This is a genomic window from Alterinioella sp., from assembly GCF_058343375.1.
Genome location: NZ_JBTUJH010000123.1, coordinates 1 through 15,848, shown reverse-complemented (window position 1 = coordinate 15,848; position 15,848 = coordinate 1). Strand labels below are relative to the sequence as shown.

The window sequence follows — 15,848 nt, the reverse complement described above, 5'->3', positions numbered from 1 at the left end:
GCCGGAAATGGCGCACGATGGGAACCCTCGGGCTGGTCCTTTTGGGGCCGGTTCTGGCGGTGGCGACGTTTCTTATCATGGGGCCATTGGCGGCGGCAACGGTATCGCCTGCCTTGCGCCTGATTCTGCTGGCCGACATGGTCTATATTCTGGTCGTTGCGGCGCTGGTGCTTTACCGCGTGGCCAAAATGGTGGCCGCCCGCCGGGCCCGATCGGCCGGGTCGCGCCTGCATCTGCGCCTGACCGGACTTTTCGCGGTGGTTGCCTTGCTGCCGACCATTCTGGTCGCTGTCTTTGCCACGGTAACGGTGAATATGGGGCTGGAGGGCTGGTTTTCAGACCGGGTCCGCAGCGCGCTTGGCCATTCGCTGGAGGCCGCCTACGCCTATGAGGCGGAGCATCGCGACGGTCTGTCATCCGATGCCGAAACGCTTGCCGGGTTTCTCAACCTCAACCGGCGCGCCACGCCGTTTCTGGCCGATGGCGATCTGCGCCAATTGCTGAGCCAGGGCCAGCAGGCCATTCAACGCGGCTTGCGAGAGGCCTTTGTGATCGATGGAACCGGCCAGATCCGGGCCCGTGGCGAACGCAGCTACCTGTTTGATTTTGAACGACCTTCCGACGAGGATCTGGCCCGCGCCGCAACCGGAGAGCTGGTCTTGATCGAGGATCGCGAGGCCAATGAATTTCGTGCGCTGCTGCGTCTTGATGCCTTTGCCGATCGCTATCTTTATGTCAGCCGCGAGGTTGACGGCCAGATTATCACGCTGCTGGATGAGACCCAGGAAACCGTCATGCTGTACCGGCAGTTGGAAAGCGAGCGGGGCCAGTTCCTGTTTCAGTTCGGGCTGATCTATCTGGGCTTTGCCGTGATCCTGATCCTGGCCGCGATCTGGTTGGGGCTGTGGTTTGCCGAACGCCTGTCGCGCCCGGTCGGGCGGCTGGCGGGGGCGGCGCAGCGGGTCGGTATCGGTGATCTGGATGTGCGCGTGCCGGAAGAACCCGGCGAAGATGAAATTGCCATGTTGGGGCGGCTCTTCAACCAGATGACCCGGCAATTGAAGGGTCAGCGCGATGCCCTGATCGAACAGCACGCCCAGACCGAAACCCGTCGCCGCCAGTTCGACAGTGTTCTGACTTCGGTGACTTCGGGCGTGATCGGGCTGGATGCGCAGGGGCGGGTCGATTTCATGAACCGCTCGGCGATGGCGCTGCTCGATCTGGTCGAGGCGCGCGATCATGGCCTGACGCTGGCGGTGGCGGTGCCGGAATTTGCCGCACTCTTTGACCGGATCAGAGAACGCGGAGCCTCGGTCCTGCAGGAGGAGACCAAGATAACCCGTGGCGGCACCCAGGACAGCCTGCTGGTGCGGATGTCGATCCGCAGAGATGAAACCGGCGCGCTGGAGGGCTACGTCGTGGCCTTTGATGATGTCACCGATCTGGTGTCGGCACAGCGCATGGCCGCCTGGGGCGATGTGGCGCGCCGCATCGCGCATGAGATCAAGAACCCGCTGACCCCGATTCAACTTTCGGCCGAACGGGTGCGGCGCAAATTCGGCAAATTGTTGGATCCGGCCGATGCCGAACAGCTTGGCCAATTGACCGATGTGATCGTGCGCCAGACCAATGATCTGCGCCGGATTGTCGATGAATTCGCCAAATTTGCCCGCATGCCGGAACCCGAACGCCAGCCCGAGGATATCGCCAATCTGCTGCATGAGGCCGTGATCCTGCAACAGGCGGGCCAGCCCGGCATCCGGTTTGTGACCGATATTCCCGACATGCCGGTGCCTGCCGAAATAGATGCGACAATGATCGGGCAGGCCTTCACGAACCTGATCAAGAACGCCGGAGAAGCCATTGAGACCTTAAAGGAAAAAGGCGCGCCAGAGGGGTATTCGCCGGAATTGCGCATTGCCATGATACTGGCCCCGGAAACGGTCGAGATCAGCATCAGCGATAACGGCATCGGTCTGCCGCCTGACCGATCGCGCCTGTTCGAACCCTATGTGACGACACGCGACAAGGGCACCGGGCTTGGCCTGCCCATTGTGAAGAAAATCATTGAGGAACATGGCGGGTCGCTGGACCTGCTGGATGCGGAGCCGTTCGAGGATGGCGCGCATCGAGGCGCACGGGCACGGATCATCCTGCCCCGCATGGCCGCAGAAAAGGGAGAGTTGAGTTGACCGATATTCTGGTTGTCGATGACGAGCGCGATATCCGCGAGTTGATCTGTGATATTCTTGAGGATGAGGGCTTTGCCACCCGCATGGCGGCAAATTCCGACCAATGCATGGCCGAATTGAACCGCGAGCCGCCGGGCATGATGATCCTCGATATCTGGCTGAAAGACAGCAATATGGACGGGATCGATATCCTGACCTCCGTCAAGCGCGACAATCCCGGCGTGCCGGTGGTGATCATCTCGGGCCATGGCAATATCGAGATCGCGGTGGCCGCGATCAAGCAGGGCGCGTTCGATTTCATCGAAAAGCCCTTCAATATCGAACAATTGCTGGTGGTGATCCGCCGCGCGATGGAGGTCAGCCGGTTGCGCCGCGAAAATTCCGCCCTGCGCCGCCAGGATGGCGGAACCGATGACATGATCGGCGCGGGCGCGGCCTTCAAGATGCTGAAAAACCATCTGGATAAAGTCACGAAATCCAACGGCCGGGTGATGCTGACAGGGGGGCCCGGTGCCGGCAAGGAGATTGCGGCGCGTTATATCCATGCCCATTCGAACCGGGCCGATGCGCCCTTCGTGACCGTCAATTCCGCCTCTATCATCCCCGAACAGATGGAGGAGGTGCTGTTTGGCCGCGAAAGCTCTGAGCGCGGGGTTGAACAGGGGCTGCTGGAACAGGCCCATGGCGGCGTGATCTTTTTCGATGAGGTCGCCGATATGCCGCTTGGCACCCAATCCAAGATCCTGCGGGTGCTGGTCGATCAAAGTTTCACCCGGGTCGGCGGGGCCACCAAGGTGCGGGTCGATCTGCGGGTGATCTCGTCGACCACGCGCAACCTGATCGATGAGATCGCCGCAGGCCGTTTTCGCGAAGAACTGTATCACCGGCTGAATGTCGTGCCCATCGAGGTGCCGAGCCTTGAGGAAAGGCGCGAGGATATCCCCGAACTGGCCCGCCATTTCATTGCCCGGTTCAACAGCGATCAGGGGTTGCCGTTGCGGCCCCTGGGCGATGATGCCGAGGCGATGCTGCAAACCATGCGCTGGCCCGGAAATATCCGCGAATTGCGCAATGTGATCGAACGGGTGCTGATCCTGGGCGACGGCACCGGCCCGATCGAGGCGCGCGACCTGCCGGGGCAGTCGGCGGGTATAAGCGAGGAGGATGTGGCCCTTTCCACCGGTCTGACGACGCTGCCCCTGCGCGAAGCGCGCGAGCTTTTTGAACGGCAATATCTGATGGCGCAGATCAACCGGTTTGGCGGCAATATATCGCGCACCGCCAATTTTGTCGGGATGGAACGCAGCGCGCTGCACCGAAAGCTGAAATCGCTTGGCGTCGTGACCACAAACAAATCCGGGGCCCGCGTGGCGCAGGTCGAGGAACGCCAGGACGGCTAGGGTCCCCGGCAACGAAAGGCGGGGCGCAATTGACCTCTGCATCTGTCTCTGCCATGCAGAACGCCCCGGCCGGGCGGTCCGGTCAACAGCGTGGGGCAGGGGCGGATGAAGGTTATCATTTGCGGTTCGGGTCAGGTGGGCTGGCAGATTGCCCGCCATCTTTCCGGCGAAAACAACGATGTGACGGTGGTTGACAACAACCCCGATCTGGTGCGCCGGGCGACCGATACGCTGGATGTGCAGGGCATCACCGGCTTTGCCAGCTACCCCGATGTGCTGGAACGCGCCGGGGCGCGCGACGCCGATATGGTGATCGCCGCGACATTTTCAGACGAGGTCAACATGGTCACCTGTCAGGTGGCGCATTCGATCTTTTCGGTGCCCCGAAAAATCGCCCGGCTGCGCGCGCAAAGCTATTTGACCGCGATCTATTCCGACCTTTACCGGCGCGAACATCTGCCGATCGATGTGGTGATCAGCCCCGAACGCGAGGTTGCCAAGGCCGCATTGCGACGCTTGCAATCGCCTGCGACCTTTGACACCGAGGATTTTCTGGGCGGCGAGGCGCGGCTTTTGGGTATCCGGCTGGATGCTGATTGTCCGGTGCTGAACACGCCGCTGAAACAGCTGTCTGAACTGTTTTCGACGCTGCGGGCCATCGTGGTGGGCGTGCGGCGCGAGGGCGGTCTTTTTGCCCCCGAACCGGGCGACCAGCTGTTTGCCGATGATCAGATCTATGTCTTTACCCATGAAAGCGACACCGACCGGACCCTTGAGATTTTCGGCAAACGCGCGGCGCGGCCGGAACGGGTGGTGATCATAGGCGGCGGCAATGTCGGGCTGGCGGTGGCGCAGGACCTGGAGAAGGGCTCGACCCGCATTCGCGCCCGGGTGATCGAGATGGACCGCAGTATCGCCGAAGGCTCGGCCGATGCGCTTGGCCGGACCATTGTGCTGCATGGCGACGGCTTGGATATCGAGATATTGCGCGAGGCCGGCATTGCCCGGGCCGATGCGGTTTTGTGCGTCACCAGCGACGACAAGACCAACCTTCTGGCGTCGGTCCGGGCCAAGGCGCTTGGGGCCAAGATGGCCATCGCGCTGGTCAATGACCCGACCATGGTGCCGATGATGGAGGCGCTGGATATCGACGCCTATGTCAATCCGCGCGCCTCGACCGTCAGCTCGATCCTGCGCCATATCCGGCATGGCCGGGTGCGCGGTGTCTATTCCATCGGCGATGCCGAGGCCGAGGTGATCGAGGCACAGGTGATGTCGACCTCACCCATTGCCGGCAAAGCGATCCGCGACGTGGATTTCCCCGAAGGCGCGTTGTTGGGGGCGGTGCGCAAGGGCGACAAGGTGGTGCGCCCGACCGGATCGACCCGGATCGAGGAGGGCGACATCGTGGTGATCTTCGCGCTGGCCAAGGATGTGCCCGAGGTCGAAGCGCTGCTCAGGGTCTCGGTTGATTTCTTCTGAGCCATGAGACGCTTTATCGCCAGATTGCCCTTTCTGATTGCCCTGATCGGCATCGCGTCGCTGGCCATGCTGATCCCGGCGGCGATGGCGATGGTGAGCGAGGATTTCGAGACCGGGCGCGCCTTTCTTTATGCCGCGCTGTTTTTTCTGATCCTGACGATGCTTCTGGGCTTTGCCACCCAGGCCAGCCCGCCGGTGACTTCGGCCCGGCCCTTGCTGCTTGGCCTGATCGCGGCCTATGCGCTGTTGCCCGTCATGCTGGCGGTGCCGCTGATGGACGCCATCGGAAACACCACATTCTTCAACGCCTATTTCGAGATGGTATCGAGCCTGACCACAACCGGGGCGACGGTATTCGACCCAGACCGCCTGGCCCCGGCGGTGCATCTGTGGCGTGGGTTGGTGGGGTGGTTTGGGGGCTTTCTGATCTGGGTTACGGCGGCGGCCATCATGGCCCCGTTATCGCTTGGCGGGTTCGAGGTTGCCGCCGAGGCGCAAATCGGCGCGGTCACGTCTTCGGCGGCACAGACGCAGGCCGCCAATCCGGGCGAAAGGCTGCGCCGCGCGGTGCGCCATCTGGCCCCGGTCTATATCGGCCTGACCGGAATCCTGTGGCTGTTGCAGGTGCTGGCGGGCGAAGCCGATCTGGCTGCTGCAATTCACGCGATGTCGACCATGGCCACATCCGGCATCAGCCCCGATGGCGCGCTTGACGCCGGGCAGGGCGGGCTGCTGTCGGAAATTTTCATCCTGCTGTTTCTGGTCTTTGCCATTACCCGCCACAGTTTCAGCCGCCGCCTCGACGCTGCCATGCTGCGCGCCCTGGGTCATGATCGTGAATTGCGCCTGGCGCTTTATGTCACTGTAACGCTGACAGCCTTGCTGTTTCTGCGCCATTGGATCGGGGCGTTGGAGCTGGCCGATCGCGGCAGCGGGCGCGAGGCGTTTGCAGCGCTTTGGGGCAGCTTTTTTACCGCCGTGTCCTTTGTCACGACGACCGGGTTCGTCTCGGATTACTGGGGCGCATCACGGAGCTGGTCGGGCCTGTCGACGCCGGGGCTGGTGCTGATCGGGCTGGCGCTGATGGGCGGCGGTGTGGCGACAACGGCGGGCGGTATCAAATTGCTGCGGGTCTATGCGCTTTATAAGCACGGGCTGCGCGAGATGTCGAAACTGATCCATCCGCATTCGGTGGCCTCGGGCGGGCAGCTTGGCCGTCGTATCCGCCGACAGGGGGCCTATATTGCCTGGGTGTTTTTCATGCTGTTCGTGTTGTCAATGGCGGCCACCATGCTGGCGCTGGCGGCGGCGGGCGTGGATTTTGAACAGGCGCTGGTTCTGGCGGTATCGGCCCTGTCGACCACCGGACCACTGGCCAATTACGGTGCCAGTGAGCCCATCATCCATGCCTCTCTGTCCGATCCCGCCAAGGCCATTCTGGCCGCGGCAATGATCATCGGGCGGCTCGAAACGCTGGTTCTGATCGCGCTTTTGAACCCGTCCTACTGGCGCGTATAGGTCAAAACTCGCCGCCCGGCGCGGCACGGAATGGGCAAACCGCTGGAATCGGGGTGGAAATCCGGCAAAAAGCCCCGCATACTCGGATTGACCAGAATATTCCCGGCCCGAGCACAAGGGCGGCACCAACGACAGGGTATGTGACAAATGGCGGAAAACAAGCAGAATTTGCAGGACGCATTCCTGAACCATGTTCGCAAGACCAAGGTTCCGGTGACGGTGTTTTTGATCAATGGCGTGAAGTTGCAGGGTGTGATCACCTGGTTCGACAATTTCTGCGTTCTGTTGCGCCGCGACGGGCAATCGCAACTGGTTTATAAACACGCGATTTCGACGGTGATGCCGGCGCAGCCGATCAACCTATATGATGGGGAAGAGTGAGCGCGCCTGACCCGATGGACCCGGACGCCCCGGGCCCGACCCGCGCCTTTGTCATTCACCCCGATATCAGATCCGACCGCAGCCGCAGGCCTGCCGGCCCCGCGCTGGAGGAGGCCGTGGCACTGGCCGCGGCCCTGCCCGATCTTGAGGTCGTGGGGGCGGAAACCGTTGGCCTGCCCAAGGCGCAGCCGGGGTTGTTGTTCGGCAAGGGCAAGATCGCCGAGCTTAAGACCCGCATCGCGGCCGCCGATGTCGAGCTGGTGCTGATCGATGGGCCGGTATCGCCCGTGCAGCAGCGCAATCTGGAAAAGGAATGGGACGTCAAGCTGCTGGATCGCACCGGGTTGATCCTGGAGATTTTCGCCGATCGCGCCCGCACCCGTGAAGGCGTGTTGCAAGTGGAACTGGCGGCGCTGTCCTACCAGCGCACGCGGCTGGTGCGGGCCTGGACCCATCTGGAACGCCAGCGCGGCGGTCTGGGCTTTGTCGGCGGGCCCGGCGAAACCCAGATCGAGGCGGACAGGCGCGCCATTGACGACGCCATTGTGCGCATCCGCCGGCAGCTGGAAAAGGTCGTGAAAACCCGCGCCCTGCACCGCGCCGCACGCGCCAAGGTGCCGTTTCCCGTGGTCGCGCTGGTGGGTTATACCAATGCCGGGAAATCCACTCTTTTCAACCGTTTGACGGGGGCCGAGGTGATGGTGAAGGACATGCTCTTTGCCACGCTCGACCCGACCATGCGATCTGTCGAATTGCCCGATGGCACCGAGATCATCCTGTCCGACACCGTGGGCTTCATCTCGGATCTGCCGACGCAATTGGTTGCGTCCTTTCGCGCCACGTTGGAGGAAGTTCTGGATGCCGATCTGATAGTCCATGTCCGCGATGTGGCGCATGCCGATAGCGAGGCCCAGGCCCGCGATGTGGCGGCCATCTTGACGGAATTGGGGGTCGATCCGGAGGCCCCGCAGCTGGAATTGTGGAACAAGATCGACCTTCTGCCACCCGAGGCCCGGTCGGAAATGCAGGCCATCGCCGAGCGCCGTGACACGGTCTTTACACTGTCTGCGCTGACCGGCGAAGGTCTGCCCGAAGTGTTGGAAGCCATCGCCCGGGCCTTGGCCCCACAACGGCTGCCCGCCACGCTGATGCTGCCCTATTGCGAAGGGCGCAAACGGGCCTGGCTGTTCGAGCAAGGCGTGGTCGAGGCAGAGACAGCAAATGAGGCGGGCTATGAGATCCGCGTCATCTGGACGGCGCGTCAGAAACAGGCCTTTGCCGCGCTTTGATATCTCTGAGAACATAGACCCGGATGGCCGATGCCAGGCCACTTTCGACGCCGCGTTCTGCATCAATAACGGCGGCCAGTTCGTTGATTGACATGCCTTTTTCACCGGCAATCCGGCGCAGTTCCTGCCAGAATTCCTGCTCCAGTGACACCGAGGTTCGGTGGCCGCGCAGCGTCAGGGAATGTTTGGCGGGGCGTGCGTTCATCGGTCTTCCCGCCTGGCCCCATCGAGATCTCGGGCAGCCTTGTCACGCCGCGCCGCGTCTTGCGTCTTTTCTGCTTTTGAGCGGCCGTATGTGACCACGTTTTCATCGGCCCGGGCCTGTTTTTCGGCCCGTGCCCTTGCCTTGCGCACCCGGTTGAGATTGACGGGCGCGGCCATTCACTTCGGCCCGATCATGTCTTCGGGGCGCACCACGGCGTCAAAAGTTGCCGCATCCACCAGCCCAAGCGCGATGGCTTCTTCCTTCAGCGTGGTGCCGTTCTTATGCGCGGTCTTGGCCACCAAGGTGGCGTTGTCATAGCCGATGGTCGGGGCCAGCGCCGTGACCAGCATCAGGCTTTCCTTCATCAGCTTGTCGATGCGTTCTTTATTTGCCCGGATCCCCAGCAGCATCCGTTCGGTGAAACTGTCGCTGGCATCGCCCAGAAGCTGGATCGATTGCAGCAGGTTATAGCTCATCATCGGGTTATAGACGTTCAGCTCAAAGTGCCCCTGGGAGCCTGCGAATTTGATCGCCGCGTCATTGCCCATGACATGCGCCGCCACTTGCGTCAGCGCCTCGGCCTGGGTCGGGTTGACCTTGCCGGGCATGATCGAGCTTCCGGGTTCATTTTCCGGCAGGATCAGCTCGCCCAGACCCGAACGCGGCCCCGAGCCGAGAAACCGGATATCATTGGCGATCTTGTAGCAACTGCCCGCGATGGTGGCCAAGGCACCGGACAGGAACACCATCGCGTCATGGGCGGCCAGCGCCTCGAATTTATTGGGCGCGGTGACAAAGGGCAGGCTGGTGATTTTGGCCATATTGGCGGCCACGGTGGTATCCCAGCCATGCGCGGTGTTGAGACCGGTGCCCACTGCGGTGCCGCCCTGCGCAAGCTCATAGATGCCGGGCAGACAGGCATCGACACGGGCCAGACCCATCCGGATCTGATGCGCATAACCGGAAAATTCCTGCCCCAGAGTCAGCGGCGTGGCATCTTGCGTATGGGTGCGCCCGATCTTGATGATGTCCTTGAATTCGTTTGACTTCTTCTCCAAGCCCTCGGCCAGCTTTGTCAGCCCCGGCAGCAGCACATCGCGCACCGACATCGCGGTGGCCACATGCATCGCGGTGGGGAAGGTGTCGTTTGACGATTGCCCCATGTTGCAATGATCATTCGGATGCACCGGATCTTTTGATCCGATCACGCCACCCAGAATTTCGATGGCGCGGTTGGCGATGACCTCGTTGGCGTTCATGTTCGATTGCGTGCCCGATCCGGTCTGCCAGACAACCAGCGGGAAATTGTCGTCGAACTTGCCCTCGATCACTTCCTGGGCGGCCTGAATGATGGCATCGGCGCGGGTGGCATCCAGCTTTCCAGACGCCTTGTTGGCCTCGGCGCAGGCGCGTTTGACGACGCCGAGCGCGCGCACGATGGCGATGGGCTGGCGTTCCCAACCGATCGGGAAATTCATGATAGACCGCTGCGTCTGCGCGCCCCAGTATTTATCGGCGGGAACGTCGAGCGGGCCGAAGCTGTCGGTTTCGGTGCGGGTTGCGGTCATGGGGCGGGCCTCCGGCAGTTATCGGTGTTTGACATGGCTATACGGGGGCCGGGGGGGCGGGGCAATCGGGGCGGTCGGTGTTGGCGCTATTGGCCGCAGCGGTGCGGTGCCGTCAGCGCAGCAGCCAGACCCGTTCAATGGCCGGGCAGATGCCTTTCAGCCCGCCAGCAACCGGCGCGGATGCATGATCGGCCAAGCGGTAATGCGCGCCGTAAACCCGGGCCACGTCCTCAGCACCCACCGAAAAGGGCGGGCCGGGCATGAGGGATTGATCATATTCGAAACAGATCAGCAGCTGCGGCGCGCTGGCGGTAATCCCGGCCATGTGGCTGGCATAGCGCGCGCGCATGTCAGGCGGCAGCGCCACCAGCGCCGCCCGGTCATAGCTGGCATCAACGGGGCCAAGCTGATCTGCGGTGAGCGCAAAGAAATCGCCAACAAAGATGTCCAGGTTCGGGGCGCTGAACTGGGTGATCTCGCCCAATTCCGTTATCTCGGGGGTCAGGTCAAGATCTTGAAACAACTGATTTATGGCAAGCCTGCTCAGCTCGATTCCGGCCACGCGAAACCCCTGCGACAGGAGCCAGCCGATATCACGGGTCTTGCCACAAAGCGGCAGAAAGATGCGCGCCGCGGCGGGCAGGTTCAGCGCGCCGCTATGTTTCACCAGCATCGCGCCCGGCGCGGGTTGATGAAACCCGATGCGGTTGTCGCGCCAGCGCTGGTGCCAGAATTCCGGGTCCATCAATCAGGTCTCCCAGGCCAGGGCAGCGCCGCCCTGTGTCGGCATGGCAAAGCGATAGACCCGTGCCGGCGGCAGGTTGCCCCAGATCTTGGCGCTGGTGCTCCAGGTCAGGCCCAAAGCCTCGCGCAGCTGCTGCCTTACCGGCGGTTTCGGGCCATAGGTGAACTGGATATAGCTGCCAAGCGGCCCGATCTGGGCGAAACTGCCGCGCAGGATGGCCTCCTGGACGGGCAGCGGCATTGACAGCAATGGCAGACCGGACACCACCGCCTGCACGCCCTTGATATCCAGCGCAGCAACCTCGGTGGCCGAACATTGATGGACATTGAGACCGGGAAAACCCGCCCGCAGATCGTCACAAAAGACCGGGTTCATTTCGATCGCGTGGATCTGATCGGCATCAATGCCGCGGTCGATGATGGCCTGCGTGATCCGGCCCGTGCCTGCCCCAAGCTCGATCACCGGACCGGCTTCGGGATCAAGCGTTGCAGCCATTTCAGCGGCCAGCGCGCGCGATGACGGGGCCAGCGCCACGACCTGACCGGGTTTTCTGAACAATTGGCCGAAGAATAGGCCAAGATCGCCTGACATTTGCAGCACGTCCTTCAAAAATGGGTTTGATATCAGAGGTTAGTGGGTCTTGCGAAAGGTTTCCAGGCTGACCACCTCCCCATCGTGATGGTCGTCCTCGCGGTGTTCATCTTCGGGCGGCTCATCTTCGGGTCCGTCGCTGTCCTGGGTTTCAAAGCGCAGGCCAAACTCGACCGATGGATCGACAAAGGTCAAGATCGCGTCAAACGGGATGCGCAGCGGTTCGGGGTTGTCGCCGAAATTCAGGGTGATGGAAAACCCGTCATCATCGACGCTGAGACCGTCAAACCAGTTCTGGATCACGATGGTCATTTCCTCGGGGTAGCGGTCGCGCAGCCAGGGCGCGATATCGACCTCTGGATGCCGGGTGTCGAAACTGATGAAAAAATGATGTTCTCCGGGCAGGCCACGATCTGCCACATCCGTCAGAACCGTCTGAATAAGGCCCCGCATCGCGTGGTGCATCAGGCGACCATAGGCGATTGTGTCAGTGTCATCTGCGGGCATCTGCGGCGCGATCCTTTTCTGTCGCCCCCACCATAGTAGATTCGTTTGCGAAGGAAAGGTGGCGCAGGGCACCGATTGCAGCTCTGTCAGGGCAGGATCTGGCCGGAATAACCCCGCTCAATTCACAGCTTTGCCCTAATATAACCACGAAACTTGGCCAGTTTCCGCGTATAAGACATGGGGACAACGTTTGGAAAAGCCTGCGATGAGCCGAGCCGTGACCGACGCCCGCGTCGGAGAAAATGATATCGCCATTGTCGGAATGGCCGCGCATCTGCCGGGATCGGCGGATGTTGCGGCCTATTGGCAAAATCTGCGCGCCGGCATCTCTGCGATCACGCGACAATCGCGCGCCGATCTGCTGGCGGCAGGTGAGGCCCCGCATCTGATTGACCGGCCCGATTATGTCCCCTTTGCCGCCGCATTGGACGGGTTCGACCAGTTCGACGCCGATTTTTTCGGCTTTTCGCCCAAGGAAGCCGCCATCATGGACCCGCAGCACCGCCAGTTTCTGGAGGTTGCCTGGGAAGCGATGGAACAGGCCGGTCATCCGCCGTCGAAATTTTCCGGTCCGATCGGGGTCTATGCCGGCTGCGGCATGGGCAGCTATTTCTATTTCAACATCTGCTCCAACCCCGATCTGGTTGATCAGACCGGCATGTTCCTGCTGCGCCATACCGGCAATGACAAGGATTTCATGACCACGCGGGCCAGCCATGTGTTTGATTTGCGCGGCCCCTCGATCAACCTGCAGACCGCCTGTTCCACCTCGCTGGTGGCCACCCATTATGCCTGCCAGGCGCTGTTGATGGGCGAATGCGACATGGCGCTGGCCGGGGGCGTGACGATCGAGCTGCCACATGCGCGCGGCTATCTGTTCAAGGAGGGTGAGATCCTGTCGCCCGACGGGCAATGCCACGCCTTTGACCATCGCGCCGAGGGCACGGTGTTCGGCTCGGGCGCGGGCTGTGTGCTGCTGCGCCGGGCGCAGGATGCGGTGCGCGACGGAGATCATATCTGGGCCATCATCAAGGGCTCTGCCATCAATAATGACGGTGCCGACAAGGCCGGCTATCTGGCCCCGTCCGTGACCGGGCAGGCCGAAGCGATTGCCGAGGCGCAGGCCGTGGCAGGCGTGGCGGCAGAGACTATCGATTATGTCGAATGCCACGGCACCGGCACCTATCTGGGCGACCCGATCGAGGTGGCGGCACTGACCGAAGCGTTCCGCCGCACCACCCGCGCCAAGGATTTCTGCCGCCTTGGCAGCGTCAAAACCAATATCGGCCATCTCGATACCGCGGCGGGCGTGGCCAGCCTGATCAAGACCGCGCTGGCGCTGCATCACGGCGAGATCCCGCCCTCGCTCAGCTTTGAGAAACCCAACCCCGCAATCAGCTTTGAAGGCTCGCCCTTCCGGGTCAATGATGCCCTGATACCCTGGCCCGAAACCGACCACCCGCCGCGCGCCGGAGTGAACTCGCTTGGCGTTGGCGGCACCAATGCGCATGTGGTGCTGGAAAAGGCCCCGGCGCGGGCCCCGTCCGAGCCATCAGATTGGCCGTTCCAGCTGTTCACGCTTTCGGCTCGCAGCAAGGCCGCGCTTGAGGGCAATGCCGCAAATCTGGCCGCCCATCTGCGCGCCAACCCCGATCAGGATCTGGCCGATATCGCCTGGACGCTTCAGGCCGGGCGCCATGGCTTTGACCGGCGCCGCGTTGTTGTTGCGGCCAGCCATGAAGAAGCCGCCGAGGCGTTGGAGCAAAATGACCCGCGCCGGGTCTTTACCCATACCCGCCTCGACAATCCTGAGATTACCTTCATGTTCCCCGGCGGCGGTGCGCAATATGCGGGGATGGCGCGCGATCTCTATGAGACCGAGCCGGTCTTTGCCGATTGGATGGGCAAGGGGCTGGAGATCCTGCAACCGCTGCTCGATTTCGACATCCGCGCCTTGTGGCTGCCGGACCCGGACCAGAAGGATGCCGCCGAGGAGCGGCTGCGCACGCCCTCGGTTCAACTGCCGCTGATCATGATCGTGGAATATGCGCTGGCGCAGCTCTGGATGTCCTGGGGTGTGCGGCCTGCGGCGCTGATCGGCCATTCCATGGGCGAAAACACTGCCGCCTGTCTGGCCGGTGTGATGCGGTTTGCCGATTGCATCGGGCTGGTGCATCTGCGCGGCAGGTTGATGGATTCGGTGCCTGCGGGGGGCATGCTGTCAGTGGCTTTATCAGCCGACGCGCTGATGCCTTACCTGGGCGATGATCTGGACCTGGCCGTGGTCAACGGGCCGGAGCTTGCGGTGGCCTCCGGGCCTGATGCTGCCCTCGATGCGCTGGCCGCCCGGCTGGAGGCCGAGGATATTCATTGCGCCCGCGTCGCCATCAATATCGCGGCCCATAGCCGGTTGCTCGACCCGATTCTGGATCGCTTTGGCGATTACCTGCGCCGGATGCCGCTGAGCGCGCCCGAAATTCCGCTGATCTCGAATGTCAGCGGCAGTTTCATGACCGATGCCGAAGCGACCGACCCGGCCTATTGGGTCGGCCATCTGCGCGGCACGATCCGCTTTGCCGACGGGCTGGCCACATTGGCCGAAACACCCTCGCGCGTCTATCTGGAGGTTGGCCCCGGCAAGGCGCTGGCCTCGCTGGCCGGCGGGCACCCCGATATCGACCCGGGCCAGGTCATCTCGACCCTGCGCCACGCCGATGATGACAGTGCCGATGATGCCTATTTCCTGGCCATGTTGGGCCGGATCTGGGCCGTGGGCGGCGATTTCGACTGGGGTCAATATTGGGGCGAGGCGCGCCGTAACCGGGTGATATTGCCAACCTATGCTTTCCAGCGCAGCCGCTATTTCATTGAACCGGGGCAGCCGGCAGTGGCCGATGATAGCTGGCTGATGCGCAATGACGATCCCGATAGCTGGGGCTGGCGGCCGGCCTGGCAACCCGCCTATGCGCCCTGCGAGGTCGATGTTGCGGGCGATCTGAGCGATGCGCCGCGCGAGATCTGGCTGTTCTTTGCCGATGAAACCGGTCTGGCCGATGCCGCCGCCGCGCGGCTGAAAGCGGCCGGTCATTCTGTCACGCTGGTGCGTCCGGGCGATGCTTTTGCCCAGACCGAAAGCGGCTTTCATTTGGCCCCTGAACGTGGCCGCGAAGGCTATGACCAGTTGATCGGCGCGCTGGCGGCAAGTGGCGATCTGCCCACCCGTATCGGGCATTTCTGGCAGGTCACGCAGGGCCGCGACCATCGCCCCGGATCCAGCTTTTTCCACCGCTGCCAGGAACAGGGCTTCTGGAGCCTGTTCTATCTGGCGCAGGCCTGGGCCGATGAAGATGCCGGGCCGCTGCATATTGATGTGTTCACCACCGGCGCGATGCAGGTCCGCGATGAGGCGCTGCCGCATCCGGAAAAATCCACCATCATGGGGCCTGCCCGGGTTATCCCGCGCGAATTTCCGGATCTGAGTTGCGCTGTTCTGGATATGGATCAGCCCGATCTGAACGCTACGCTTGAAGCATTGCTCAGCCCGGCAGGGGGCGATATTGCCGCCATTCGGACAGGCAAGCGCCATCTGGCCAGCTATCGCCCGGTCGATCTGCCGCAGGCTGAAGCGCTGCAGATGCGCGACCGGCCTACCGTGCTTTTGACCGGCGGTTTCGGTGGCATCGGGGCCGCCGTCGCGCAAGCTCTGATCACACGCTATCAGGCCCGTATCATTTTGCTGTCGCGCAGCGCTCTGCCGCCGCGCGCGCGCTGGCAGATCGAGCTGGCCAATGCCGGCCCGGCAGATCGCACCGCCGCCCGCATTCGCACCGTGCAGCGCCTTGAGGCTGCCGGCGGCGAGGTGATGACCCTGGTCGCCGACAGCGCCAATATCGAAGAGATGCGCGCGGCCCTGACCATGGCGCGCGCCCGCTTCGGTGAGATCCACGGCGTCGTCCACGGGGCCGGTGTG

Annotated in this window: 13 protein-coding genes; 7 read left to right on the top strand and 6 right to left on the bottom strand. The window is 62.7% G+C overall.

The genetic code is table 11. The features are described from left to right. Positions 1–17 precede the first annotated feature (17 nt). The 6 genes from ACW8PS_RS15645 to hflX all read left to right on the top strand — a co-directional run bounded on the left by ACW8PS_RS15645 (position 18) and on the right by hflX (position 8,262). Positions 18–2,192, top strand: coding sequence for a sensor histidine kinase NtrY-like (locus ACW8PS_RS15645; RefSeq protein WP_491528447.1), 2,175 nt, complete (start codon positions 18–20; stop codon positions 2,190–2,192). Further along, positions 2,189–3,592, top strand: coding sequence for a nitrogen assimilation response regulator NtrX (gene ntrX, locus ACW8PS_RS15640; RefSeq protein ID WP_491528446.1), 1,404 nt, complete (start codon positions 2,189–2,191; stop codon positions 3,590–3,592). Before ACW8PS_RS15645 ends, ntrX begins: the two co-directional genes overlap by 4 nt. Positions 3,593–3,697: 105 nt before the next feature. Beyond that, a complete protein-coding gene (gene trkA / locus ACW8PS_RS15635; RefSeq protein ID WP_491528445.1) occupies positions 3,698–5,074 on the top strand; it encodes a Trk system potassium transporter TrkA in 1,377 nt (458 codons plus the stop codon). Between the two features lie 3 nt (positions 5,075–5,077). After that, positions 5,078–6,592: a TrkH family potassium uptake protein gene (locus ACW8PS_RS15630; protein ID WP_491528444.1), complete on the top strand. Its 1,515-nt coding sequence runs from the start codon at positions 5,078–5,080 to the stop codon at positions 6,590–6,592. Positions 6,593–6,739: 147 nt separating this feature from the next. After that, positions 6,740–6,973, top strand: a complete 234-nt coding sequence (gene hfq / locus ACW8PS_RS15625; RefSeq protein ID WP_117296792.1) for an RNA chaperone Hfq — start codon at positions 6,740–6,742, stop codon at positions 6,971–6,973. A 14-nt stretch (positions 6,974–6,987) separates the two neighbouring features. Then, complete coding sequence (gene hflX, locus ACW8PS_RS15620; protein ID WP_491528473.1) at positions 6,988–8,262, top strand: GTPase HflX; 1,275 nt, start codon at positions 6,988–6,990, stop codon at positions 8,260–8,262. Here the strand turns inward: hflX and ACW8PS_RS15615 are convergent. The 6 genes from ACW8PS_RS15615 to ACW8PS_RS15590 form a co-directional block, all read right to left on the bottom strand. Then, positions 8,219–8,467, bottom strand: coding sequence for a ribbon-helix-helix domain-containing protein (locus ACW8PS_RS15615; protein ID WP_491528442.1), 249 nt, complete (start codon positions 8,465–8,467; stop codon positions 8,219–8,221). The genes hflX and ACW8PS_RS15615 overlap by 44 nt on opposite strands. After that, positions 8,464–8,643 carry a DUF4169 family protein gene (locus ACW8PS_RS15610; RefSeq protein ID WP_491528441.1) on the bottom strand — a complete coding sequence of 60 codons (180 nt, stop codon included), beginning with the start codon at positions 8,641–8,643 and terminating at the stop codon, positions 8,464–8,466. The genes ACW8PS_RS15615 and ACW8PS_RS15610 overlap by 4 nt, the downstream gene beginning before the upstream one ends. After that, positions 8,644–10,035, bottom strand: a complete 1,392-nt coding sequence (gene fumC, locus ACW8PS_RS15605) for a class II fumarate hydratase (protein ID WP_491528439.1) — start codon at positions 10,033–10,035, stop codon at positions 8,644–8,646. 112 nt (positions 10,036–10,147) lie between these two features. Next, positions 10,148–10,780, bottom strand: coding sequence for a thiopurine S-methyltransferase (gene tmpT, locus ACW8PS_RS15600; RefSeq protein ID WP_491528438.1), 633 nt, complete (start codon positions 10,778–10,780; stop codon positions 10,148–10,150). Between the two features lie 3 nt (positions 10,781–10,783). Then, entirely contained in the window at positions 10,784–11,371 is a 588-nt protein-coding gene (locus ACW8PS_RS15595) for a class I SAM-dependent methyltransferase (RefSeq protein WP_491528437.1), read from the bottom strand. Between the two features lie 39 nt (positions 11,372–11,410). Then, a complete protein-coding gene (locus ACW8PS_RS15590; protein ID WP_491528436.1) occupies positions 11,411–11,878 on the bottom strand; it encodes an SspB family protein in 468 nt (155 codons plus the stop codon). A 205-nt stretch (positions 11,879–12,083) separates the two neighbouring features. Between ACW8PS_RS15590 and ACW8PS_RS15585 the strand changes: the two genes are divergently transcribed. Then, on the top strand, positions 12,084–15,848 hold a 3,765-nt coding region (locus tag ACW8PS_RS15585), incomplete at its 3' end, for a type I polyketide synthase (RefSeq protein WP_491528435.1).